The following is a 24,895-nucleotide window of genomic DNA, read 5'->3' on the forward strand; positions in this document are numbered from 1 at the left end:
CCCCGGCCCCGGTGGTCAGCAATGAATCGCCCCGCAACCTCGTCCGAGGAGTTTTCGTGACCCAGACGCCCGCTACGGAACCGGCCGCAAGCCCCGCTGATCCTTTCGGCTTCATCGGCCTGACCTACGACGACGTGCTGTTGCTGCCAGGGCACACCGATGTCATCCCTTCGGAAGCGGATACTTCATCCCGGCTGTCCAAGCGGATCAGCGTCAAGACCCCGTTGCTCTCTGCCGCGATGGACACCGTGACCGAGTCCCGGATGGCGATCGCGATGGCCAGGCAGGGCGGCCTGGGCGTGATCCACCGGAACCTCTCGGTGCAGGACCAGGCCGAGCAAGTGGATCGGGTCAAGCGCAGCGAATCCGGGATGATCACCAATCCGGTGACCATCGGACCGGATGCGACAGTCGCTGAGCTCGATGAACTGTGTGCGCGCTACCGGGTCTCCGGTCTGCCTGTCGTTGACGCGCAGAGTCACTTGCTGGGTATCGTGACGAATCGCGATATCCGCTTCGTTCCCGAATCCGACTTCCCTCGCCGTCTTGTGCGCGAGGTGATGACCCCGATGCCGCTCATCACCGGTCATGTCGGTATCGGCAGGGATGAGGCTTCGAACCTGCTGGCGCAGAACAAGATCGAGAAGCTCCCGCTCGTCGACGCTGCGGGTGTGCTCCGAGGACTCATCACGGTCAAGGATTTCACCAAGGCCGAGCAGTACCCTCTGGCGACGAAAGACGATGAGGGCCGGTTGCGCGTCGGTGCCGCGATCGGTTTCTTCGGCGACGGCTGGGAACGGGCGATGACCCTCATCGAGGCAGGGGTCGATGCGCTTTTCGTCGATACCGCCAATGGCCACTCGCAGGGCGTGCTGGAGATGATCTCCCGGCTCAAAGCCGAACCCGCTGCGGCAGCCGTCGATATCATCGGCGGCCAAGCCGCGACACGGGAAGGCACACAAGCCCTGGTGGATGCCGGGGCGGATGCGATCAAAGTCGGGGTCGGCCCGGGCTCCATCTGTACCACGCGCGTGGTCGCCGGGGTAGGGGTACCGCAGGTCACTGCCATCTACGAGGCCGCTAAGACCGCCATCCCCGCTGATGTCCCGCTGATCGCCGACGGCGGCCTGCAGTATTCGGGAGACATCGGCAAGGCGCTGGTCGCCGGTGCGGACACGGTAATGCTCGGTTCTCTGCTGGCAGGGACGGAAGAGGCCCCCGGGGAGCTCATCTTCGTCAATGGCAAGCAGTTCAAGTCTTACCGGGGAATGGGTTCGCTGGGAGCTATGCAGTCCCGGGGCGAGAACACCTCCTACTCCAAAGATCGCTATTTCCAGGCCGATGTCACGGGGGATGACAAGCTGATCCCGGAAGGTATCGAAGGCCGGGTGGCCTACCGCGGCCCGTTGTCCTCCGTGGCCTTCCAGCTGGTCGGTGGCCTGCGGCAGACGATGTTCTACACCGGTGCCCGAACGATTCCGGAGCTCAAAGTCAAGGGTAAGTTCGTCAGGATCACCGCCGCCGGGCTCAAGGAATCTCATCCGCATGACATCCAGATGACTGTTGAGGCACCCAATTACGGCACTCGCTGAGTGGCGCCGTGCCCGCCGCATCTGCAAGGTAGGCTGGACGGGTGAGTTACGAGATTGAGATCGGTCGGGGCAAACGGGGACGCAGGGCGTACTCGCTCGATGAAATAGCCATCGTGCCTTCGCGGCGCACCCGTGACCCGCAGGATGTCTCGATCTCCTGGCAGATCGATGCTTACCAGTTCGAAACTCCGGTGATCGCTGCGCCGATGGACTCCGCGATGTCCCCGCGGACAGCGATCGCCCTCGGCAGGCTCGGCGGCCTGGGCGTACTCGATTTGGAGGGTCTGTGGACCCGGTACGAGGATCCGGAACCGGTTCTGGCCGAGATCGCTGATCTGGTGGGCAGCGGGGAGAGCCCGGCAGCCACCAAGCGCCTGCAGGATATCTACCAGGCTGCCATCCAGCCCGAACTAATCAGCGCCAGGCTCGCGGAGATCAGGGCCGCTGGAGTGACCGTTGCCGGTGCATTGACACCACAGCGCACCCAGCAGTTCTACCGGACGGTCCTGGAAGCCGGTGTGGATATCTTCGTAATCCGCGGGACCACGGTATCTGCCGAGCATGTTTCCAAAGAAGAGGAGCCACTCAACCTCAAGCGTTTCATCTACGAGCTCGATGTCCCCGTAATCGTCGGCGGCGCCGCCGGTTACACACCGGCTCTGCATCTGATGCGAACCGGTGCTGCAGGAGTGCTCGTGGGCTTCGGCGGGGGAGCGAGCAGCACGACGCGAAGAGCTCTGGGCATCCACGCTCCCATGGCCAGCGCGATCTCCGATGTTGCTGCGGCCCGCCGGGACTACCTGGATGAGTCCGGTGGCCGTTATGTCCACGTCATCGCGGATGGTGGGATGGGCACCTCGGGCGACATTATCAAAGCCATCGCGATGGGCTCCGATGCGGTAATGCTCGGAACGGCGCTCGCTCGGGCTGAGGAAGCGCCCGGAAAGGGCTGGCACTGGGGGGCTGAGGCGCATCATCCGGAGTTGCCCCGCGGGGACCGGGTTCGGGTGGAGACCGTCGGCCCGCTCCAGGAGGTGCTTTTCGGCCCGGCTCATCACACCAACGGGATCTCCAATCTCATGGGTGCGCTCCGCCGGGCCATGGCGACCACGGGATACTCCGATCTCAAAGAGTTCCAGCGGGTGGAAGCGATCGTTTCGCCGTACTAGTGTTTGTGAAGTTTTCTTTCTTCACTGAGTGAGTGACAAACTTGCATTATGATCCTTTCACCTGTTCAGCAGTATTTAGAACGTTTACATGAAACCGCTCAGCAGAACCGATCCGGGGCTCCGGCGGACTACATTCCGCAATTGGGAACGGTGTCCCCTGAACTCTTCGGGATCTGCCTGACCTCGGCCGACGGGTACACCTATGAAGTCGGCGATACGCAGCACACCTTCACGATTCAGTCTATTTCCAAGCCTTTCACCTATGGGCTGGCGCTCATGCAGCAGGGCTTCGACGCCGTGGATGCCAAAGTGGATGTGGAACCCTCCGGCGAGGCATTCAACGAGATCTCGCTGACCCCGGGGACCGGCCAGCCTCGCAACCCGATGATCAACGCCGGGGCGATCACCGCGACCTCGCTGGTCAACGATGACGGTCCCGGCCGTTTCGAGACCATTCGCGCCGTCTACTCCGCATTCGCCGGCCGTGAGCTCGGGGTTGACGATTCGGTGTTCGCCTCAGAGCAGGGTAGCGGGTACCGGAACTTGGCGCTTGCCTATCTACTTCGCTCCTTCGGCATCATCGAAGAGGACCCTGCCCCTATCGTCGATGACTACTTCCGCCAGTGCTCGATCGAGGTCACCTGCCGGGATCTGAGCATGATGGCTGCAACTCTTGCCAATAACGGCGTTAACCCGCTGAGCGGCGAGCGGCTCTTTAGCGCAGATGTCGTAGAGCGAGTGCTGAGCGTTATGGGTACCAGCGGGATGTACGATGGCGCAGGAAGCTGGGTGACCCATGTGGGCATGCCCGCGAAGAGCGGTGTGGGCGGCGGGATCATCGCCGTGCTCCCCGGGCAGGTCGGCATCGCGGTCTTCTCGCCGCCGCTCAACGAGCACGGGAACAGCGTGCGCGGCGTCCAGGTCTGCGAGCAGATGTCCCAGGAGCTTCAGCTCCACTTCGTCCGGGCCATTCGGTCTGGCCGCACCGCGGTCCACGCCTCGCACTCCATCGATCAGCGGCCCTCGGGCGTGCGCCGCAATGATGAAGCCCTGCGGGTGCTTTCCGAGCACGGCCGTAGCGCCTGGATCTTCGAGCTCTCCGGAGATCTGTTGTTCGCGGGTACCGAGACTGTGATTCGCGAGATCTCGAGCCTTCCCGAGGAGGTGCGCTGGGTGGTCATCGATTTTCTGCGCGTCGATGAGGTCTCCGATGTGGCACGGCAGGCGCTCACCAATTTGTATCGCCAGGCAAGGCTCGCCGATATTCAGTTCGTACTGGTGGATCCCCGCGGCCGGCTGCGAGACATGGTTCAGGATCCTGAACTCACCGGAGAGGGACAACCCGGACCGCCGCCCGTTGTGGCGAGCGGCCAGGAAGCCAGGGAATGGTGCGAGGCGCGGGTCCTGGAGGCTTTCGGTGAGAACTTGGAAACAGTGGATCACGGCCGGATCTTCGAGAGCTCTCTTTTCGCCGATCTGGATTCGGAAGAAGCGCGGCAGCTCAGGTCCCTGATGCAGAGCCACACCTACCAGGACGGCGAGGTGGTTCTGGAGATCAACGAGCCCTTCGCTGGAATCTTCTTCATCGTCGAAGGCCGGGTAGTGGCTTTCGGGAAAGGTTACGATGGCGAGCTGGTCCGGCTGACCTCCCTGGGCCCCGGTAACACCTTCGGCGAACTGGCTCTGGCCGTCGGGAAGATCCAGAACACCCGGGTGGTCGCCTCCGGCGCACTGGAAGTGCTGGTTCTGGAAGAATCCACAATGGAGGCTCTGGAAGGGGAGAACCCTGAGCTGGCGCTCAAATTGTGGAAGGCTCTGGCCCGGGGCGGATACGAACTCCTGGACCGCAAGCTCCAGGAGACCGCAGTCCGACTCAGCTGCTAACCGATCACCGATCACCGATCACTGAATGATCCGCTGCTGAGCAGCCCGGCCGGGAAATCCCTCTGGATTTTCCGGCCGGGCTGCTCGGGCTAAGCTGGAAGCATCTGCTTGAGTCGATAGATAACCGCGTCGATACGCCGAGGAGGAGCACGTGGCCACGTCCCGCAGCCGGAATGCCAGTCACCGGAGCGCTGGAGAACCGGGCTCAGCGCCTGACTCCGCCCAGGAGAGTCCGGAACAGCGTATGATCCGGCGTGAAGAAGGGCGGCTCAGCCCCCAGTTCCGCGTTGAATCCATCCGTGCCCTGGCTGAGAGCTCGCAGCCGGGCCAGGAACTGGACGTGCTGATCATCGGCGGTGGCGTGGTTGGTGCGGGCGCCGCTCTGGATGCGGTGACTCGCGGGCTGAAAGTCGGCATCGTGGAGATGGCCGACTGGGCTTCTGGTACGTCGAGCCGGTCCTCCAAATTGGTCCACGGCGGCCTGCGCTATCTGGAGATGCTGGATTTCGCGCTCGTGACGGAAGCGCTCCAGGAACGAGGGCTGTTGATCCAGCGGATCGCCCCGCATCTAGTCCGCCCGGTTCCATTCCTCTACCCGCTAACCAAGCGGCTCCTTGAGCGCCCTTACGTCGGTGCCGGAATCATGCTGTACGACACCCTCGGCCTGACCAGCGGCAGCTCCCGAGGCGTGCCCGGGCACCGGCATCTGAGCAGGCGCGGCACCCTGCGAGCTGCCCCGAGCCTGCGCGATGACGCCTTCATCGGCTCCATCCGCTATTACGACGCCCAGGTGGACGATGCCCGGTTCGTGGTGGATCTGGTGCGAACCGCTGTTTCTTACGGCGCTTGGGCAGCTAATTCGGTCCGCGTAGTGGACTTCCTGCGGGAAGGTGAGCGAGTCGTCGGAGCGAAAGCCAAAGATATGACCGACGGTGCCGAATTCGACATCCGCGCCAAACAGGTCATCAACGCCACAGGCGTCTGGACCGATGAGACTCAGGCGATGGTCACGGACCGGGGCCAGCTCAAAGTCCGGGCGTCAAAGGGCATCCACCTCGTCGTCCCGCGGGACCGGATCCAGTCCACGGTGGGGCTCATCCTGCGCACCGAGAAATCCGTGCTCTTCGTGATTCCTTGGGGCCGGCACTGGATCATCGGCACCACCGATACCGACTGGGACCTGGACAAAGCGCACCCCGCGGCATCGGCAGCCGATATCGATTACCTACTCGAACACGTCAACAAGGTGCTCAAGCGGCCCTTGACCAGAGAAGACGTAGAGGGTGTCTACGCCGGGCTGCGTCCTTTACTCGCGGGGGAGAACGACTCCACCGCAAAGCTCTCCCGGGAGCACGTGGTGGCGCATCCGGTGCCGGGGCTGGTGGTCGTGGCTGGCGGCAAGTACACCACCTACCGGGTGATGGCCAAGGACGCTGTTGACGAGGCCACCCGGACGCTCGACGAGCGGGTGCCCGCGAGCTGCACCGAGACGATTCCGCTTCTGGGTGCGGTCGGCTACCGGGCGGCGTGGAATCGCCGCAGCCGGACCGCCGAGGAGAGCGGTGTGCACGTCGCTCGCGTGGAGCACCTGCTCAAACGCTACGGCTCGACGGCACCGGCGGTACTGGATCTTATAGAGGCAGATCGCAGTCTGGGCGAACCGCTGCCTGGGGCAGATGATTACCTGCGCGCTGAAGTGGTTTACGCAACCGGCCAGGAAGGCGCTCTGACCGTCGCCGATGTGTTGACCCGGCGTACCCGGATCTCCATCGAGGCCTGGGATCGCGGTGTCGCTGCGGCTCCGGTGGTGGCCGAACTGATGGCGCCGCTGCTGGGCTGGTCCAAGGCCCGGCAGGCACAAGAGACCCGGCGCTACCTGGACCGGGTTGAGGCGGAACGGCAGAGCCAGGAGCAGCCCGATGACGCTTCCGCGGATGCTGTGCGGTTGGCGGTCAAGGATGATAAAAAGGATGCTAAAACGTGAGCGATCCTGACTGGGGCCGCTACGAGATGGAGCTCACCACCCCGGAGTTGGTGATCCTGGAGCTGAAAGCTGATTCCCGTGATGATGCCACCTGGCAACTGGCGGAGCGGATGAGCCAGGCCGGGCGAATCTCTGACCTGAACGGATTCCTGGATCAGGTCAGCGCCCGGGAGCATCAGCTGGCCACCGGCCTGCCCGGGGGCATAGGTTTGCCGCACGCTCGGAGCGAATACGTCACCCAGGTGTCAGTCGCGGTAGGGGTCACCGCTTATGGGCATGCCGTGGACTTCGGGGCGAATGACGGCCCGGCTAATCTCATTCTGCTCATCGCGACTCCTGCGGCCTCCTTCTCGGAGCATCTGGAAGTCCTGGCCACGATGGCGCGCTCGCTGTCCAAGGAGAACTTCCGGCAGTCCTTGCGCCGGGCGGGGGATCCGGAAGTCGTCGCCGAGCTGATCAATTCCTCGTTGCTGTTCTTCGAGCACTGAAGATCTGGGCCGCCGGTTAGTTTTTCTACCGGGCTACGAAGTACCGTTAAGGCATGCTGAGGACCGCTCTTAAACCCCGCTGGGTCGCCACTTTGATCCTGGCGCTGGCGGTCTCTACGATTTTCGTGTTCCTCAGCCAGTGGCAGTTCTCCCGTTCCACGCAGAACGTCGACATCCCTGAGGTGACCACTGAGGTCCCGAAGCCGCTGACAGAAGTGCTGCTGCCCGGGGAGCCTATCACCACGACCAATGCTGATCAGATCGTTATGCTGAGCGGCCGTTTCGATCCTGCCCGCCAGGTGGTCGTCACCGACCGGGTGCTCGATGACGTTGAAGGCTACTGGGTCGTTACCGCTTTCATCGTGGATGGCGCCCCGGAGCGCGAAGGTGCCTTGACCACCCCTGAGATCGCCATTCCGGTGGCCCGTGGCTGGGTCGAGAGCCCGGAGCAGGCTGATGCCCCGCCCGCCGGGCCGGTGCAACTGACCGGACGGCTGCTGCCCTCTGAATCCCCGGTGCTGCAGCGAGACCTTCCCGCAGGCCAGGCAGCCGCGCTCTCCGCGGCGGATCTGACCAACTTGTGGCAGATCGATACCTACCGGGGTTTCGTCGTCTCGTTCGCGGAGGCGGGGCCGCAGGGCAGCGAACTCGGTGCGCATGCTGAGGCCGGGGATCTCAAAGGAATCTCGGTGGGCCCGCAGCCAGCAGGGCAGACCTTCAACTGGCTCAACATCTTCTACGCCATCGAGTGGGTCATCTTCGCAGGATTCGCGGTCTTCCTCTGGTGGCGGCTGGTCGCCGATGATTACCAGCGGCAGCAAGAAGCCTTAGAAGACTTGGCAGAGTGGGAAGAAAACCAGAAACGTCAAGCACAAGAGCAGGAAGAAGCCAGCATATGAACCAGACCCCGACCTCTGGTGGCAACTCCCCAGAGTCAGCAGCCGCTGCGAAACCCACCCCGCGCCGACGCTTCGGCGGCACAACACAGCAGATCCGCTCGGCACTGATGGTCTACCGGGTGCTGGCCTATGCCACCGGCATCATGTTGCTACTGCTGACTGCCGAGGTGATCCTGCGCTATGCCTTCGGGCTGGTCCTCGCCGCGGGCGGCACCGACATCATGACCGGTGAGCCCCATTTCTTCGGATTTGTCACCGTGGACCAGGACGGTTCGCTGCCCCTCACCGGAACGTTCAACATCTCCTTGGCGGTGCTCATTGTGCACGGCTGGATGTACGTGCTCTACCTCCTGGCCGATTTCCGGCTCTGGTCCTTGATGCGCTGGAGCTTCGGCAAGTTCATCCTGATCGCGCTGGGCGGTGTGGTGCCGCTGCTGTCATTCTTCATGGAACGCCGCGTCTACGTTGAGGCTCGGGCCGATCTCGCCGCGCACCCGCAGGCCCCCAAACGTTACTGAGCGCTCGGTGCTGTACTGGTGAGCGCTGAAGAAAGCAGACAAGGCATCAAGGGCATAAGAACGGCACAGTGTCAGATAGAATCCTTGTCGTGACCCAGACCGTTTCGCACCGGCCCGTTCTTGTCATCGACTATGGGGCGCAGTACGCCCAGCTCATTGCACGCAGGGTGCGCGAAGCCAATGTCTACTCCGAGATCGTCCCGCATCACATCAGTGTGGAAGCGCTGCTAGCCAAAGACCCTGCCGCGATCATCCTCTCCGGCGGGCCTTCCAGTGTTTACGCCGAGGGTGCCCCTGCGGTCAACGCGGAGCTCTTCGAGGCCGGTGTGCCGGTTCTCGGTATCTGCTACGGGTTCCAGGCCATGGCCAAAGCCCTCGGCGGGGAAGTGGCCCGCACCGGCCTGCGTGAATACGGGGCCACGGCGATGACCATGACTGGCGCGGCGCGCTCCATCCTGAGCACTACACCGGCTCAGCAGAATGTCTGGATGAGCCACGGCGACTCGGTGCAGGCCGCCCCCGAGGGCTTTGAGGTTCTGGCGAGCACCGCGGGTGCTCCGGTTGCGGCTTTCGCCGCCCCGGGACGACGGCTCTTCGGAGTGCAATGGCACCCCGAGGTGAAGCATTCGGATTTCGGACAGAAAGTCCTGGAGAATTTCCTGTTCGAGGAAGCAGGCCTGACGCCGGACTGGACCACGGGGAATGTCATCGAGGAGCAGACAGCCAGGATCCGGGAGCAGGTGGGCTCCGGGAGAGTGATCTGCGGTCTTTCCGGCGGAGTGGATTCGGCGGTTGCCGCGGCCCTTGTGCAGCGCGCCGTCGGCGATCAGCTGACCTGCGTCTTCGTCGATCATGGGCTGCTGCGGGAGGGCGAAGCCGAACAGGTCGAGCGGGACTTCGTCGCGGCGACCGGGGTGAAGCTTTACGTGGCCAGGGAGGCGGATCGCTTCCTCAGCGCACTCAGCGGCGTCACCGATCCGGAGACCAAGCGGAAGATCATCGGGCGGGAATTCATCCGGGCCTTCGAAGAGGCTGAGCGGGTGCTCATCGAAGAGGCCGGCCAGGCCGGGGAACCCATCCGGTTCTTAGTGCAGGGCACGCTCTACCCGGATGTGGTCGAATCCGGTGGCGGCGAAGGAGCCGCGAACATCAAGAGTCATCACAATGTCGGCGGTCTTCCGGAGGATATGCAGTTCGAGCTGGTCGAGCCATTGCGCACACTGTTCAAAGATGAAGTGCGTACGGTCGGCGCGGAGCTCGGCCTGCCCGCCGAGATCGTACAGCGCCACCCTTTCCCCGGCCCGGGCTTGGCGATCCGCATCGTCGGCGAAGTCACCGCGGAACGGCTGGAGCTCTTGCGCAAGGCCGATGCCATCGCTCGGCATGAGCTCACCTCTGCCGGCCTGGATCATGAGGTCTGGCAGATGCCGGTGGTGCTCCTGGCCGATGTCCATAGCGTCGGAGTGCAGGGCGATGGGCGCAGCTACGGGCACCCGATCGTTCTGCGGCCGGTATTCAGCGAGGATGCGATGACGGCAAACTGGTCGCGGCTTCCTTATGATCTGCTGGCGCGGATCTCAAACCGGATCACCAACGAAGTCGAGGGCGTCAACCGGGTGGTTCTCGACGTGACCAGTAAGCCGCCGGGAACGATCGAGTGGGAGTGAACGCCGTGCCGGCGGAACTTTCTGTGACTTGCTGGGAGGAAACGGTGAAACGAGAAGCTTTTTCAGGGGCGCCCGTGTGCCCTCCGGAAGATCAGCACCGAGTCGAGATAGCCTCACACCATGCCGGTTTGGTCTAGACTGCAACGTTCCGCGAAGGGTGAGCCCAACGCGGAACAGCCGGGTGATGCCCGTAAAGATTCTGAGCAGCCGGTTGCCGAGAAGAGCCGTGAGGCCGAGAACGGCGCTCAGAAAAAGCCGAGCAAACGGGCCACTAAATCCAGCCGCTCCGCTGCGGCCGAGGAAAAGAAGAGCGCTGAGGAAGCCCGCCGGGCCGCTACTGCAGAAGAGGCCGAACAGCTGCGGGCCTGGCTTGAAGGCTTCGGCGATTTCGCAGGGCATGACTCCCTGCTCGATTTCGACCCGGAGCAGTCCGGCAATATTGACCTTACCCAGGCCCACCCTTCCGGCTTAGCGCAGCTGCTCGCCGGGCGAAAAACACGCCTGAGCACAATAATCCGCGAGTCAGCGCATTCCGTCCGGGCGATGAAAGCAGCGCGACTTCTACGCGCCAAGAGTATGGAGCTCAGCTCGGAGCGCGGCATCGATGCGGCGCACCTCAGCGCGGGGTTGGTGAGTTGGGGTACCTCCGATCAGGGAGAGCACCGCCAGGTTTGCGCTCCTGTGATGCTCATCCCGCTCATGCTCAGTGCCCGCACGGGTCAGGACGATTACGAACTCCAGCTCAACGGCCAGGCCCGGGTCAACCCCGCTCTGGTGCGCTTATTACGCGAGAACTACGGCATCATCGTGGACCCGCAGGCGATCGCCAGGCTCGCGTACAGCACGGCGCGTTTCGATCCGGCACCGGTTCTGGAGCACCTGCGGGTGCTGACCACCACCATCCCCGCGGTCACTGTTGAACACCATCTGATCGCAGGCACTTTCGCCGATCTTAGCCGGAACCTGCATGATCCAGTGCTCGCTGCCGGCGAAGGCATGGTGCACCAGATCCGCGCAGCTGCGCAGGCGCACGAGAGCGGAGAAGCAGCGTCCCCGCCGGAGGCGCTCTCCAGCCGTTATTATCCCAGCCTCGACAGCCGGAGCCCGCAGGACGAATTCCTGGTCCTGGATGCGGATCCGGATCAGCAGCTGGTGCTGGACGCTATTCAGGACGGCGAGTCCCTCGTGGTCGCCGCGCCGTCGGGCAGCGGCCAGACCCAGACCGTCCTCAATGCTATTTCCGCCCTGGTGTACCAAGGCAAGAGCGTTCTCGTCGTGAGCGAGCGCAGAGCCACGCTTCACGAACTCACCTCGCGGCTCGCCGGCCTGTCGCTGGAGAGCATGCTGCTCCAGCTCAGCGCGCAGGCGGGGCCGCAGCAAGTGCGCTCGCAGATTATCCGCGGGATCAGCCGGAACGAGAAAGCCCAGGAGCCGCAGCTCGACAGCCTGCACCGGACACTCATCGAACACCGGCACCAGCTCGTCGACCACGTGGCCTCATTGCACAACGTGCGCGAACGGTGGGGGTGCTCGCCGTATCAGGCCATGCAGTCCCTAGCGGAGCTGACCTCGATCAACCCAGCCCCCGCCACCACGGTTCGGCTCAAGCGCAGTGTTCTTGACGCTATCCGGGATCGTAGCGAGCTCAGCGCCAAGCTGCGCCGAGCCGCGGAGCTCGGGAGTTTTAGCGACTCCGCTACTCGAAGCCCCTGGTACGGTGCACGCCTGCTCACCAGGAAAGAGACCGAGGAGAAGCTCTCCCTGGCCCAGGACCTCGCGGAGCAGCTCCCAGTCCTTGCGCAGAAGATGCAGGATGTCGCTGAGTATTCGCATATTAAGCAGGGCAGGACCTTCAGCGAATGGGGGGAGCAGCTCGATCTGCTCGTGGCGGTCCGGGGAAGTCTGGACAAATTCATGCCGGATATCTTCGACCGCCCGGTCAACGATCTCATCACCGCCACGGCCCCGTCGGGCTGGCGCCGCGAGCGCAATATCGAGATGCCTGCCATGCAGCGCTCGCGTCTGCGCAGGGTCGCCCGGGAGTACGTCCGCCCCGGGGTGCATATCGAAGACCTCCACGATTCGCTCCGGCTCATTCAGGAGCAGCGGGAGAGCTGGGCGGAGTACGCCACCAGTCAGCGCCACCCGGCAGTGCCCTCCGGCCTGGCCGAGCTGCGGCAGCGCTACCAGGCTTTGGCGGTCAAGCTTGAGCAGCTCTCGGCGGCCCTCGAGCAGACCTCCGACGGTGGGGATCTGGACCAGAGCGATTTCGGCCAGTTGATCCGCCGCCTTGAACTGCTGGCCGCAGATCAGCAGACCCTGGAGCACTTGCCGGAGCGTACGCTGCTGGAAGAGAGCATGCGCGAGCGGGGTCTCGGCGAGCTCCTGGAAGATCTGGCCGTGCGGCAGGTCTCCCCGGCCCAGACTCGTGCTGAGCTGGAGCTGGCCTGGTGGCAGTCCGCTCTGGAGGCCATGATCTCCGGGGATGAGTACCTGGCCATGTCGGATGGCGAGAGCCTGCGCAAACTGGAAGCCGAGTTCCGCCTGGCGGATCAGGCCCATGTGCTTTCCGGGGCCTCCCGGCTGCGCTGGAAGCTGGCGAAGAAGTGGCGCTCGGCGGTCTCCGGTCGATCCCGGAGCGCGGAGTTCCTGCGCAGCACCATTAAGGACGGCCGGGTCACCCTGGAGGCTCTCGAAGCGAATGCCGCCGAACTGCTGAAGCTCCTGGTTCCGGTGTGGACCATGAGCCCGCTCATCGCTCCGGCTGTCCTGCCGGACTCGAAGCGTTTCGATGCGGTGATCCTTCTGGACGCCGAGTCGATGTCCTTGCCTTCTGCGCTTCCGGTGATCGCCAGGGCCAATCAGATCCTCGCTTTCGGCAATGAAACGCTTCCGGGGCCGCGGACTCTCTCCGTGAGCACCGAATCCCTTCGGAGTGCCGAGAACGAGACCACGGTGCGGCCACGAGGCGAAACTCCGGCGCCGGCACCGAGCATCATGAGCGTCCTCGGGCGGATCCTGCCGACCCAGCGGCTGGGGTATCTCTACCGTTCGATCGATGAGGAGCTGAGCAGGCAGCTGAGCGAGATCTGCTCCGACGCCGGGCTCGCTTTCATTCCCGAGGGCCAGGCCGTAACCGGAATAGATCGCCGCCTGCACGTCGAATACCTTCCCGATGGAACCGGACTGCCGGGCAGTGATGGCGAAGGCGTAGAGTCTGTAGTGGCTGAAGTCGACCGGGTGGTGAGCGAAGTGCTGGAGAGCGCCCGTTCGCATCCGCGTTCTTCGCTGGCTGTGGTCACTGCGAGTCCCAAGCATGCGGCCCGGGTTGCTGCCGCCGTCCGGATCAGCCTTGCCAATCATCCGGACCTTCGAGAGTTTTTCCAGGGCGAGACCGAGCCTTTCCGAGTGGTCAGCCTGGACCGAACCGCCGGTTTGGTCCGTGACCGGGTGATCTTCTCGCTCGGCTACGGCCGCACTCCGCATGGCCGTGCGCTGCATAATTTCGGCTCCTTGTCTCAACCGGGGGGCCGAGGCAAGTTCGTCCTGGCGATGACCCGGGCCAGGGAGCACTTGACAGTGCTGAGCTGCTTCAAGCCGGATGATCTGGATACCGGCAAATTGAGCTATGGTGCCCGGGACTTCTACGACCTGCTCGAACGGGAGCTGAGCTCCGGGATCCGCGGGAAAACCCCGGTGAGCGCCGGCGGAGGCATTGAAGAGGATCCGCTGGTCGCCGACCTGGCGGATCGGCTGCGGGCCCGGGACACCAGGGTCTGGTACAACTACGAGGGTATGCTCGACATTGTGGTCGCGCCGGATCCTTTGCGGTATCTTGATGCGGCCCAGGAGGATGCTCCTGCTCCGGTTGCGGTGGAGTCGGACGGTTCCCAGCGGTACCGGGGCAAAAGCGTTCGTGAGCGCAGTCGGCTGCGGCCGCAACAGCTCGAAGCGCACGGCTGGCGCCATATGTCCCTGTGGACCATCGAGGTCTTTACGGACCCTTCGGCCTGCGCCGACCGCATCGGTGGTTATCTGGGGGTGGATACTTTGTCTGCGGGGACGTTGCCGAGCCTGTATTCCACTGTTGAAAACGTTGAGCAGTCCGGCCAGGGGCCGGAAACTACCGGCGTTCCCGGGGATGCCGAGCCTGTTATCCCGCGCCGTGCCGGCGAGGACGAACCACGTGGTTGGGGCGACCAGGAAGGCCGAGAAGACAGTCACGACGCGTGGGTCCGTGAGCAGCGGCCCCCGCATTGGGAGTGAGCTGAGCCCCCCGCGCTTCAAGGCGAGCTGACCAGGACCACGGAGACCCTGCCGGGAGTAGTGGCTAATCGTCGGGCCTGTGTAGCGTCCGCCGCCACCACGATCAGTCCCTCATCGCCCGAACCCGACCAGGGAGTATTCGCAGCCCCGCTCTGCTGCACCCAGAGCACCGGCACGGCACTGGCAAGAGGGGGTAGAGCCGCTTCTTTTGTCGATCCTGGATGTTCCGGGCCATCATTCGGAGCGGATGCATCTGCTCCGCCCCCGGGGTCGATAAGCGTTGTTCCGCTCATTCCGGTCGATGTGATGAAAACATCCACCGGCTGGCCGGCGCTCAGGAGCCGTGCCGACCCCGGGTCGGCTAAGCGCAGCGGAACGGCGGAGACCCCTGGCTCCATTCCGGCGAGCAAATGCTGACCAGCCAGGAGGTTCTGCCGGATTTCCTGCCCCCGGTTCACGGGAACAGCCAAGGTCGCGCCGATGAAGTCTTCTTTGACCGCTTCCGCAGCTGGCGGGCTGATGTCCGGCAGCAGCGGCACTTCCAGGACGTGCAGATCCTCTGCAGAAAGCACGGTGCCCAGAGGCAGATCGACGCCGGCTGCCACTATGCGAGTGGTGGCGGTAGACGCTGGTGTCAACCGTTCTTCGATGAGGACCACTGCGAGGCAGAGCAGCAGGGCGATGGCAGTGCGGCGCCAGCGGCGCAGCAGCCGATAGCCTCGGGAAGACCAGGAGGGGCTGCGAGAAGGGTCTAAGCGGCTGAGCATAGGCCGAGCTTAGATACTCTGCCCGGAACCCTTTAGGTTGTTGTCCGGAATGTGGAGAGATCCTGCCAACGACCAGGCTGTGCGGGAACGCTCTGTGCAAGAATAATCAGGGCTTCGGAGCGGAGGAAGTCGACGAGGAAGAGCTAGAAGACGTGCTCTGCGATGACCCGCTGCCCCCTGAAGAAGAAGCTGCTGATGAATCGGATGAGCCGGTGCTCTTGGAGCTCGATTCGCTACGAATCGCAGATTTTTCGCCGGAACTCTTCGACGCGCGGGAGTCGGTGCTGTAGAAGCCGGAACCCTTGAAGCTCACACCCACGCTGTTGAACTTCTTGCGCAGTGTACCGCCGCATTCCGGGCACACCGTCAGCGCATCGTCAGTGAAGGCCTGATGAATATCGAAGTCGTGGCCGCAATCTTTGCAGGCGTAGGCGTACATGGGCATAGCGAATCTCCTTGGAGCTGTGACAACCGGGCAGCGCCTCGGTGCATTCATCAGTGCATGCACTGGAGTCGGCACCCGCTGAACCCAAGTGCTGATTCTAGTCGATATCGCCCGGGGTGCCTGCTGAACCCAGAGAAGCCGTGAAGCCGGGGCAGAGCATATGCTCCACGGCTTGGTCGCGGCTATCGGTGGGAATCGCGCCGGCAGGGAGGACTTCCTCATCGAAGACCACGGCGCAGCGCAAGGGCCCCCGGGACAGTTCGGCGAGGAACCGGTCATAGTAGCCGCCGCCCTGCCCGAGCCGGGAACCATCCCGGGACACCGCAAGAGCGGGAATGAAGATCACCGCCGCATCGGCCATCATCCGGCTGCTATGGCGCTCACCCGACGGTTCCATCAGGCCCGGCAACGGCCCGGGGAGCAGCTCAGCCCCGGGTTCCCATAAGACCCAGTTCATAACCCTGCCGGGCTGGCAGACCGGAACGAATACCGAATGATCGGAGGCGAGTTCGCTGAGCAGCGGCAGTACCGGCGGCTCGCTGCCGAAGGGCAGGTAAGCGGCGATGATGCTCCCGGGCGACAGCTGCTCGTGGACAGGCGCGCCAGTGCTCCTCAGGTCCGCTGCGCTCTGCCGCAGGGCTTCGGTGCTCAACCCGGCTCTCCGCTTCCGGATCGTCTGCCGGAGCGAGGATTTTGCGGCTGCTATCTCTGCTGTTCCGGCCATTGCTAACTCCTCAAGCTTTTTCCAGTAGCCTAGGACAATGAGCAATGCGCAGACTAAGCCCATCAGGAAAGCCGTGATCCCGGCAGCCGGACTGGGGACTCGCTTTCTTCCCGCCACGAAGGCCATGCCCAAGGAAATGCTGCCCGTCGTCGACCGGCCGGCTATCCAGTACGTGGTGCAGGAGGCCGTGAATGCCGGCCTCGAAGATGTTCTGATGATCACGGGCCGCAATAAGCGTGCACTGGAGGATCACTTCGACCGGGTCCCCAACATCGAGCGTCTCCTCGAAGACAAGGGAGACACCGCCAAACTGGACGCCGTCCAGCACGCTACATACCTCGGCGACATCCACTATGTGCGCCAGGGTGACCCCAAGGGCCTCGGCCATGCGGTCCTCCGGGCCAAGACGCACGTCGGCGATGAGCCCTTCGCCGTTCTGCTGGGTGACGATCTGATCGATGAGCGGGACGAACTGCTCAGCACGATGCTCCAAGTCCAGCAGCAGACCGGTGGTTCGGTCATCGCCCTGATCGAGGTGGAGCCAGAGCAGATCAGTGCCTATGGAGCGGTGGAGACGGCAGCCATCGATGGCCAGGACTACGTTCAGGTCAGCCGCCTGGTGGAGAAGCCACCGGTGGACGAGGCGCCATCGAACCTCGCGGTAATCGGCCGGTACGTGCTGCACCCCCGGGTCTTCGAAGTGCTGGAGCAGACCCCGCCGGGCCGTGGCAACGAGATCCAGCTGACCGATGCCCTGCAGACTCTGGCGACAGCCGATGGCGAAGGCTCAGGTGTGTATGGTGTGGTCTTCTCCGGGCGTCGTTACGATACCGGGGATAAGCTCAGCTACCTCAAGGCAGTGGTCACGCTCGGCTGCGACAGTGACGAATTCGGCAGTGAGCTGCGTGGCTGGCTGACGGAATTCGTCGCAGAATAGCCTTTGCGGTGAAGCCAGTGGCACGGGAGTGGCCAGTCACTCTCGAAGCCGGAACAGTGATGATCCGACCGCTTCGGCGCAACGATAAGAAGTCCTGGACGGAAGTCCAGCAGCGCAACCGGGATTGGCTGAGCCCTTGGGACGCCAGTAGCCCGGTTGCTGCGGTGCAGTTGCCGAATTTCGGGCAGATGATCCGCATCCTGCAGCAGCGTGCGCGGGCGGGGGCGGTCATGCCCTTTGCCATCATGCACCAGGGAGCGCCGGGGAGCCGGAGTCTCGCCGGGCAGCTGACCGTGGATTCGATCATCTGGGGTTCAGCCCGAACCGCAACCGCCGGCTACTGGGTGGATCAGGACCTGGCGGGTCGGAACATCGTGCCCACCGCGCTTGCGCTGGCTACCGACCACTGTCTCACCGGGATGGGCCTGCATCGGATGGAAGTCAATATCCGTCCGGAGAATGCGCCGAGTCTCCGGGTCGTGGAGAAGCTCGGCTTCCGCTATGAAGGGCTGCGGGAACGCTATCTGCATATCGACGGAGCCTGGTCGGATCACAGCTCTTTTGCCCTGACCTCTGACGAGCTGCCTCCGGGCGGCCTGATCGGCAGGCTCAGGGAGCAAGGGATGCTCGCTTCCTGATGCTGGGCGGGATCGACGGGTAAAAGCGCCCTGAACTGCGACACACCGGGGCCAATCCGGCCCCTGCGCGGTTGCCGATTTTAAGGTTGAGACGTGGAACCCTCAAACAGCGCATCAGCACAGGCCGCTCAGGATCATCCCCAGGATGTTTCTGTGCCTCCTGTCGCACCGGCTGAGTCAGCTACCCGAGGAGAGTTCCGGGTGCGTTACGACCGCCTGGCCCTAGCGCTTGCAGGGCTGGCGGCCAGTGTCACCTTCGTGGTGTCTCTGATTTTTTTGGTCTTCGGAACCGGTGTTCTGTGGCTTCCCATCAGTGCTGTGCTGATCGGCGCCGCCAGTGTTGCGAGTCTGCGGATGCTGGCTCTGCGGGATGCTCAGCAGCGGCGGGCTCAGGCAGGGGAGCCGTGGATTCGGGTTGCGGTGCCGGTGGAAGCCCCGGTGGCGGCTCCGGAAGGGGCGGCTGCTCCTGTTTCGGGGAAGAGCGCTGAGGTTTTCGATAGCCAGGACGGGCAGCGGAATCAAGAAGCTGCCAAGCCTTTTACCGCGGAGGAGCTGCGTCAGGCCGCCCTTGATGTGGCGCGGGAAGCCGAGCAGAAAGCCGCGGAAGCGGGCGACGCTGAAGCGCGGACTTCCGGGGATGCCTGGGAGCCGGCAGAAGTGCCCAAGCCGAGCTATGTGGATGCGGCCAAAGCCGAGCGCCCCATGCCGGAGCCGCTGGCTCTGCCGGAGCAGCCCAAGCCCACGGTAAAGACCAGCATCAAAGCCGACCAGGCCTCGGTGAGCAGGCCGATCATGACGAACCCGATGCTGCGCAAGCCCGTGAAACCCGGAACGAAGCGTGCCGCGCAGAACAACCTCGACGACGTCCTGCAGCGCCGCCGTGCCTGATCAGCCACTCTCTTTCCATCTTGAAGTTTTGCACCCCTGAAGGCTTGGCGGTAGGCTGAGGAAGCTTGATATTCCTTGGAAGTCGAGCTGGATCAGGGGCATTGGCGCAGTTGGTAGCGCGCTTCGTTCGCATCGAAGAGGTCAGGAGTTCGAATCTCCTATGCTCCACCATCGAATAAGTATTTGTCGTCTGATTCTTCCTGCCGTGATAAATTTCCACCGGAACGGTTATTAAGATCATGCGTCTGCGGCAATCCTCGCAGAGCTGCTTGGATGGCGATGGCGGAAGCCCCGGACTCACACCCGCACCGATCTGCGCCGCGCGAGTCCAGTTCCGCAACATCTCGAGATTCACGCCCAGCTTGCCAGCCACATACGTGAACGCCGCCCAATCAGAGGAATAATCGGACCTCACCTCAGCTAGCAGCCGCAGCGCTCGTTCCCGAAACTCGGGCGGATATATTCGTGCCATCGTCAAAATTCTCACAGGTAGAAATGTCGGAACAAAACCCAAAGCGAATCAATTTACCTATAGAAGTTTTCTTATTTTTATAGTGAAATTAAAGAGTATCGACTTGCATCACTGAAGATCATGTTCCCCTGAAACCCGGTCAGGCTGTGCTGGAGAGCGGCCAACGGGCGGGAGCGGTCCAGCAGGCAATACATTTGCGTCAAAATGGTGCGAGCTCCTTATCCCCGCAGAGCAACGCCAGCGCGTTTCAGGCGGTATGGACCTAGCCCGTATCTCGGCGTTATCTCCACCCCAGCTGCGGGGTGGCTCGGCACTCCCACGGTTGAAGACCACGCAATGGAACACACTTGCCATTCATTTGACCTCGACGAGCATCGAGCACACCGATACAAGGGTTCAACTCGGCTATCGCGATGAAGGGATCGGTCTCGAAGCCAGCGCGATCCTCAGTCACGGAAAAATCGGGCTACTACGCCAGCGGATCAGCATCCGTATGCTCAGGATGGCGTTTTTCATATCAATAACCTCAGCGTGGCGCTTCCCATCCCGGGGGAGGATACTGAAATTCTCGATACCACGGGACGTCATCTCAAAGAACGCACACCGTAGCGGCATGAACTCACCTTCAGAACCTATCTTTGTGAGAGCCGGCGGGGTGACTGGGAGCCGATGACATGGTTATTCCTGCAGCGAGAAGTCCCAGATTCGGATTCGAAGAGGGGCTGGTGCATGCCATCCATCTAGCCTGGATTGGCAACCATCGTACCGCAGCGGAGTGCAGTACTGGCGGTGATGGCCTTTTCTGGGCTGGTGAGCTTTTCCAACCCAGTGAAATAATTCTGTATCCTGACGAGAGCCTCGGAATCTCTTGATCTTTCGGTTCCTGGGGTTGCGGCCTCTATGAACTTTCCGCGCGGTTCCACGATGAATGGCGCTCGCACCGCAACATCCGAGAACGCCACGGGCGGTCACGCCAATACCTGGGAAGCCGTATATTTCGACCACGATCTTCCCAAGCTTTTAGAACTCGCAGAGATAGCAGCAGAGATTGGTGTAGAGAGATTCGTTCTGGATGACGGTTCGCTCCGGCACCGCAAAAATCACGATGCAGGGCTAAGCGATTGGTGTGTTGATGCTGCTGTATGGCCGGAGGGGCTGCACCCTTTGACTGATCGTGTTACCGAATTGGGAATGGAGTTCCGGTTATGGGTGGGCTTGAAATGATCAATCCAGAAATCGACATGGCGATTTTCTTCTACGCTGTTGCAGAAAATCTAGGTAACATAATTCTTGTCTCCGGGGTAGACGTTGTGGTGACGATATCTAAAGAGTCACCGAAACAAGAAGCTGCTCTCACCTTCATCAATTTCCTCTTCCGTAAAGACATTATCGGACAGTTTGCAGCTGTGTAGACCATGATTCCGGCTGTCGAGGGCGCACAGCTAGCAGATGATCCGGCGCTTCAGTCTGTTGCACTTTAAGTTTATTATTCCAGTTTCCTTTTGGCTATAACTGCGACTTTTCTGACGAACATTATCGCTCTTACTATTGCACCGGGGCTCAACGCTCGGGTGTGATCCCGGAATTTTTTCGAGGAATGCTTGTTCCCTATATACTTGCTATTCTTGTATCTGGTTACATTTTCCAGGAGCAATATAACACCGATTATCCGGTTGCGTTCGCATTCTATCTCATGGCAATGGCGCCGTTACTGATCGTATACATCTTCTCGTAGCGCTGGGTGATCTCCGGAGTTGTTCAAGGATTTATTAATTAGTTTTACGACTCCACCCTTCCGTTTGCAAAAATATTCTCGAGCGGGTAAATGCCTTCGAATGCTCTGCTTTATAATCCGACAATTTCTTGGTAAAGTATTCAGAGTGCTTCGCGGAAATTTTCAGATCAATGGTGCATTAAAGTGTGATGATGCTTGACCGATTGGGGTAATGTAATGACTAGAGATGTGATCGCCATTAGGCATGTACTATTTGAGGATCTCGGACTGCTGGAGCCGTTACTTGAATCGCGGGGCTACCGCATTACGTACCTGAATGCCGGTGTTGATAAGATCAGCGCCGATACCGTACGCCGAGCAGACCTTCTAGTCGTTTTAGGAGGTCCGATCGGGGTTTACGATATCGATCGATACCCATTTCTTCGCGTCGAAAAGGAAGCTATCTCCGCACGACTGACTGAAGGCTTGCCGACGCTGGGCATCTGCCTTGGCGCGCAACTGCTCGCCGCCGCTCTGAGCGCACCAGTCAACGCGACCGGCCGCAAAGAGATCGGTTATGCGCCGCTCAGCATTACCGGAGAAGGCCGGAAGTCGGTTCTTGCGCCCTTGGATGGTGTTCCGGTATTGCACTGGCATGGTGACCAATTCCAGATCCCGGACGGCGCCCGCCGGCTCGCAGAGACATCAGGTTTCCCGAACCAGGCTTTCGATCTCGGCCCGAACGTACTCGGTTTACAGTTCCACCTCGAAGCCGATCACAGGAAGCTCGAGCAGTGGCTTATCGGGCACGCACATGAACTTGCTGCTGAAGACATCGACCCTCGGCGGATCAGGGACGAAGCAGAAGCGTATGGTTCAGTGCTGGCCGAGGCCGCGCGGGGAGTCCTGGGTGATTGGCTGGATCATGCACTGGCAGGCTGGTAGCAGCTCCCGCGCTGCGCTATTCAGCCGCTGCCGGGCGGTCTTCATCGCTCGGTTTTACAATCTGGGCCACGCGGTCACCTGTGGCCGGATCGATCTTGCGCCAGTACTCAACAGCTCGACCTAACACCCCGTCATGACGAATGCGTCCTAAGGCTCCGGCAACGGTATAGACGAGGTCTTCGCGCTCTTCAGCGGTAAAAATATCTCGTACAAGGGTGCCTGCTTGACCGAAGTCATCGTCTTCGCTGTGCAGCTCGTACGCGGCTCGGACTATTTCGGTGTCGGTTGCCCAGGATTCCTCAAGATCAGCGCCCTTATCCGACCAGGGGCGGTCGAAAGAATTGGGTGCGTACCGGGGAAGGTCACGCGTGTGATCGTACGTCATGGGCCCATCGAATTGATAAGTCTGCACGGGCGCTACGGGGCGATTGACGGGTAGTTGCATGAAGTTCGGGCCGATTCGGTAGCGTTGCGCATCACCATAGGCGAAGACCCTGCCCAGGAGCATTTTATCCGGTGACAGCCCGACGCCGGGCACGAGGTTGGCCGGGGAGAAAGCAGCCTGCTCGATTTGTGCGAAATGGTTTTCGGGGTTGGTGTCCAGGATGAGTTCACCGACGGGTATCAGCGGATAATCACGATGCGACCAGGTCTTGGTGAGATCGAAAGGATTGAACCGGTAGGAAGCAGCTTCTTCGTCAGGCATCACCTGGACGCTGAAACTCCACCGGGGTGCATCCCCGGCTCTAATCGCTTCGAATAAATCGCGGCGGTGGAAGTCACTGTCTGTTCCAGAGAGCGCTTCGGCTTCGGAGTTACTTAGGTATTCCATCCCCTGCTGGGTGTGGAAATGGTATTTGATCCAGAAGCGTTCCCCACCGGCGTTAACCCACATAAAAGTATTGGAGCCGTATCCGTTCATATGCCTCCAGGTTCGCGGTAGTCCGCGTGGTCCCATGATGTAGGCGACTTGATGCGATGTTTCAGGGCTCAAACTGCAGAAGTCCCATTGCATAGTGGCATCACGTAACCCGGTATCGGGCTGCCGCTTCTGGCTTCGGATGAAATGCGGGAATTTCATTGGGTCGCGGACGAAGAAAATCGGCGTGTGATTTCCGACGATATCGAGATTTCCCTCGGAAGTATAGAATTTCATAGAGAAGCCGCGGATATCGCGCCATGTGTCAGGGCTGCCGAGCTCTCCGGCTACGGTGGAGAACCGTACAAGGGCTTTTGTCGTGGTGTTCTTCTGGAAAACGGCAGCCCTGGTGAATGCTGAGACGTCTTCAGTGATAGTCAGCCTACCGAATGCGCTTGAACCTTTGGCATGGGGGAGTCGTTCCGGTACATTTTGCCGGTTGAAGTGAGCCATCTGGTCCACGAAATGTCCATCGTGCAAAAAGATAGGCCCGTTAGGCCCCGCCGTGAGCGAGTTCTGATCGCTAGGAGCTGGTGCGCCCCATCCGGTAGTTGAGCCCGATTCTTCGGGGTGCATGCTGGGCATGTATTTCTCCTTAGTAGTAGCGTTCAATTCTTGGTAGTTCTCGAAGCGGATCTTGTCGAGGCAGAACCACTATGTTCAAGACCTGCGTATACGGCCTTGCGGGCCGCAACCTATCCCTCGGTCACTCCACCGAATGGCCTCGCAGGATGGCGAGGCAGGGGGCTCAGGCGCGGTCAGAGGCGAACGCGCAGAGCATCATCGATCACAGAAACCGTGTAACGGATATGTTCGTCGGTAGTCTGCAGAGTCGGCAGGAACCGGATCACATTTCCATCGCTCCCGGCAGTGAGCAGTAAAACACCGTGCTGAGCAGCACGCTCAGCGATCGTGGTGGCCAGTCCGCTCAGCGGCTCGGCAGTACCAGGGGCGCTCAGCTCGAAAGCGATCATTGCGCCCCGGCCTCGGATATCACCGATCACTGAATGAACTGCAGCGAGCCGTTCGAGTTCTGCCCGCAGCGTGGCACCGATCCGGTTTGCAGCAGTGAAGTATCCGCCGTGCTCCAGTTCATCGAATACCGCCAGAGCGGCCGCGATAGCGACAGGGTTCCCGGCAAATGTACCTCCGAGACCACCGGCATGAGCAGCATCCATCATCTTGGCTCGCCCGGTAACGCCGGCTAGAGGAAGGCCGCCGGCTATACCTTTGGCGGTCAGGATCAGATCGGGCACCAGCCCGAATTGCTCGGAGACGAACCAGCTCCCAGTACGGGCGATTCCGGTTTGAATCTCATCGGCTATGAATACCACCCCATTTCGTGTAGCCCAGTCCTGGATCATCGGTAAATAACCATCGGCGGGCACGATAAAACCGCCCTCGCCCTGGATGGGCTCGGCAATGACCGCAGCGAGATCTGCAACTCCGATGCGTTGCTCGAGATATCCGATGGTGCGTGCAGCAGCTTCTGCGCCGCTCAGCTGGTCCCGGTAGGGGTAGGAATTCGGCACACGGTATACATCGGGGGAGAACGGCCCGAAACCGCTGCCGTAGGGAATGGTTTTATGGTTCATGGCCATAGTGAGGTTAGTGCGGCCGTGAAAGGCATGATCCAGGGCAGCTACGGCGCGGCGGCCAGTGCTTTTACGGGCGATCTTGATCGCGTTTTCGACTGCTTCAGCACCGGAGTTGACGAAAGGGTCTGCTGCACGGATAGGTGACAGTCTCGGTTAGGCCGCCTTGGTGGCGGTTGGTGTCATGATCATCTCGTATTCGACGGGGGTCAGTCGGCCGAGGCTGGCCTGGCGTCGACGGCGGTGGTAGGTCCGCTCGATCCACTTCACGATCGCTGTCCGCAGTTGCTCACGGGTGGCCCAAGGGCGGCGGTCGAGGACGTTCTTCTGCAGCAGGGCGAAGAACGACTCCATGGCGGCGTTGTCGCCGGCGGCACCAACGCG

22 protein-coding genes and 1 tRNA gene are annotated in these 24,895 nt (G+C 61.8%); 17 read left to right on the top strand and 6 right to left on the bottom strand.

The window, feature by feature from the left end; translation table 11 throughout:
* Positions 1-56: 56 nt before the first annotated feature.
* The 9 genes from guaB to C501_RS0103115 all read left to right on the top strand — a co-directional run bounded on the left by guaB (position 57) and on the right by C501_RS0103115 (position 14,467).
* Positions 57-1,592: an IMP dehydrogenase gene (guaB, locus tag C501_RS0103075; RefSeq protein ID WP_051064449.1), complete on the top strand. Its 1,536-nt coding sequence runs from the start codon at positions 57-59 to the stop codon at positions 1,590-1,592.
* 41 nt (positions 1,593-1,633) lie between these two features.
* A complete protein-coding gene (locus C501_RS0103080; RefSeq protein ID WP_018134164.1) occupies positions 1,634-2,761 on the top strand; it encodes a GuaB3 family IMP dehydrogenase-related protein in 1,128 nt (375 codons plus the stop codon).
* A gap of 48 nt (positions 2,762-2,809) precedes the next feature.
* Positions 2,810-4,645: a glutaminase A gene (glsA, locus tag C501_RS0103085; protein WP_083906516.1), complete on the top strand. Its 1,836-nt coding sequence runs from the start codon at positions 2,810-2,812 to the stop codon at positions 4,643-4,645.
* A 244-nt stretch (positions 4,646-4,889) separates the two neighbouring features.
* The gene (locus C501_RS0103090) at positions 4,890-6,629 is read left to right on the top strand and encodes a glycerol-3-phosphate dehydrogenase/oxidase (protein ID WP_018134166.1); all 1,740 of its coding nucleotides are present in this window, start codon (positions 4,890-4,892) and stop codon (positions 6,627-6,629) included.
* Positions 6,630-6,655: 26 nt separating this feature from the next.
* On the top strand, positions 6,656-7,117 hold the full coding sequence (locus C501_RS0103095) for a PTS sugar transporter subunit IIA (RefSeq protein WP_406566350.1): 462 nt from the start codon (positions 6,656-6,658) through the stop codon (positions 7,115-7,117).
* Positions 7,118-7,170: 53 nt separating this feature from the next.
* Positions 7,171-8,016 (top strand): SURF1 family protein, encoded by an 846-nt coding sequence (locus C501_RS0103100; RefSeq protein ID WP_018134168.1) that lies wholly within the window; start codon positions 7,171-7,173, stop codon positions 8,014-8,016.
* Positions 8,013-8,534, top strand: coding sequence for a DUF3817 domain-containing protein (locus C501_RS0103105; RefSeq protein ID WP_018134169.1), 522 nt, complete (start codon positions 8,013-8,015; stop codon positions 8,532-8,534). The genes C501_RS0103100 and C501_RS0103105 overlap by 4 nt, the downstream gene beginning before the upstream one ends.
* Before the next feature lie 89 nt (positions 8,535-8,623).
* Complete coding sequence (gene guaA, locus C501_RS0103110; protein ID WP_018134170.1) at positions 8,624-10,201, top strand: glutamine-hydrolyzing GMP synthase; 1,578 nt, start codon at positions 8,624-8,626, stop codon at positions 10,199-10,201.
* Between the two features lie 120 nt (positions 10,202-10,321).
* Positions 10,322-14,467 carry a DUF4011 domain-containing protein gene (locus C501_RS0103115; RefSeq protein ID WP_018134171.1) on the top strand — a complete coding sequence of 1,382 codons (4,146 nt, stop codon included), beginning with the start codon at positions 10,322-10,324 and terminating at the stop codon, positions 14,465-14,467.
* A gap of 17 nt (positions 14,468-14,484) precedes the next feature.
* Here the strand turns inward: C501_RS0103115 and C501_RS0103120 are convergent, their stop codons facing one another.
* The 3 genes from C501_RS0103120 to C501_RS0103130 form a co-directional block, all read right to left on the bottom strand.
* Positions 14,485-15,234 carry an SAF domain-containing protein gene (locus C501_RS0103120; protein WP_018134172.1) on the bottom strand — a complete coding sequence of 250 codons (750 nt, stop codon included), beginning with the start codon at positions 15,232-15,234 and terminating at the stop codon, positions 14,485-14,487.
* A 106-nt stretch (positions 15,235-15,340) separates the two neighbouring features.
* Positions 15,341-15,679 (bottom strand): FmdB family zinc ribbon protein, encoded by a 339-nt coding sequence (locus tag C501_RS13880; RefSeq protein ID WP_026174553.1) that lies wholly within the window; start codon positions 15,677-15,679, stop codon positions 15,341-15,343.
* Between the two features lie 97 nt (positions 15,680-15,776).
* Positions 15,777-16,403 (bottom strand): 5-formyltetrahydrofolate cyclo-ligase, encoded by a 627-nt coding sequence (locus C501_RS0103130; protein WP_026174554.1) that lies wholly within the window; start codon positions 16,401-16,403, stop codon positions 15,777-15,779.
* 37 nt (positions 16,404-16,440) lie between these two features.
* Here C501_RS0103130 and galU point away from each other — a divergent pair, with 37 nt between their 5' ends.
* The 8 genes from galU (at position 16,441) to C501_RS0103175 (ending at position 21,997) form a co-directional block, all read left to right on the top strand.
* Entirely contained in the window at positions 16,441-17,340 is a 900-nt protein-coding gene (galU, locus tag C501_RS0103135; protein ID WP_026174555.1) for a UTP--glucose-1-phosphate uridylyltransferase GalU, read from the top strand.
* 59 nt (positions 17,341-17,399) lie between these two features.
* Positions 17,400-17,978, top strand: a complete 579-nt coding sequence (locus C501_RS0103140; protein ID WP_051064451.1) for a GNAT family N-acetyltransferase — start codon at positions 17,400-17,402, stop codon at positions 17,976-17,978.
* A gap of 153 nt (positions 17,979-18,131) precedes the next feature.
* Positions 18,132-18,866 (top strand): PspC-like choline-binding domain-containing protein, encoded by a 735-nt coding sequence (locus tag C501_RS12315; protein WP_156807601.1) that lies wholly within the window; start codon positions 18,132-18,134, stop codon positions 18,864-18,866.
* A gap of 95 nt (positions 18,867-18,961) precedes the next feature.
* Positions 18,962-19,037: transfer RNA gene (locus tag C501_RS0103150), tRNA-Ala, on the top strand.
* 975 nt (positions 19,038-20,012) lie between these two features.
* A complete protein-coding gene (locus C501_RS14960; RefSeq protein ID WP_483756893.1) occupies positions 20,013-20,210 on the top strand; it encodes a glycoside hydrolase family 36 N-terminal domain-containing protein in 198 nt (65 codons plus the stop codon).
* 28 nt (positions 20,211-20,238) lie between these two features.
* Entirely contained in the window at positions 20,239-20,562 is a 324-nt protein-coding gene (locus tag C501_RS13885) for an alpha-galactosidase (protein ID WP_083906517.1), read from the top strand.
* Positions 20,544-20,750 carry a hypothetical protein gene (locus C501_RS0103165; protein WP_018134179.1) on the top strand — a complete coding sequence of 69 codons (207 nt, stop codon included), beginning with the start codon at positions 20,544-20,546 and terminating at the stop codon, positions 20,748-20,750. Before C501_RS13885 ends, C501_RS0103165 begins: the two co-directional genes overlap by 19 nt.
* A gap of 539 nt (positions 20,751-21,289) precedes the next feature.
* On the top strand, positions 21,290-21,997 hold the full coding sequence (locus tag C501_RS0103175; RefSeq protein WP_018134181.1) for a glutamine amidotransferase: 708 nt from the start codon (positions 21,290-21,292) through the stop codon (positions 21,995-21,997).
* 16 nt (positions 21,998-22,013) lie between these two features.
* Here C501_RS0103175 and C501_RS0103180 read toward each other — a convergent pair whose 3' ends face one another.
* The 3 genes from C501_RS0103180 to C501_RS0103190 all read right to left on the bottom strand — a co-directional run.
* Positions 22,014-23,501 carry a catalase gene (locus tag C501_RS0103180; protein WP_026174556.1) on the bottom strand — a complete coding sequence of 496 codons (1,488 nt, stop codon included), beginning with the start codon at positions 23,499-23,501 and terminating at the stop codon, positions 22,014-22,016.
* A 173-nt stretch (positions 23,502-23,674) separates the two neighbouring features.
* Positions 23,675-24,661 (bottom strand): aminotransferase class III-fold pyridoxal phosphate-dependent enzyme, encoded by a 987-nt coding sequence (locus C501_RS12320; RefSeq protein ID WP_083906519.1) that lies wholly within the window; start codon positions 24,659-24,661, stop codon positions 23,675-23,677.
* A gap of 6 nt (positions 24,662-24,667) precedes the next feature.
* A partial coding sequence (locus tag C501_RS0103190) for an integrase core domain-containing protein (protein ID WP_018134184.1) occupies positions 24,668-24,895 on the bottom strand: 228 nt, incomplete at its 5' end.

It is taken from the genome of Acaricomes phytoseiuli DSM 14247, from assembly GCF_000376245.1.
GTDB lineage: Bacteria > Actinomycetota > Actinomycetes > Actinomycetales > Micrococcaceae > Renibacterium > Renibacterium phytoseiuli.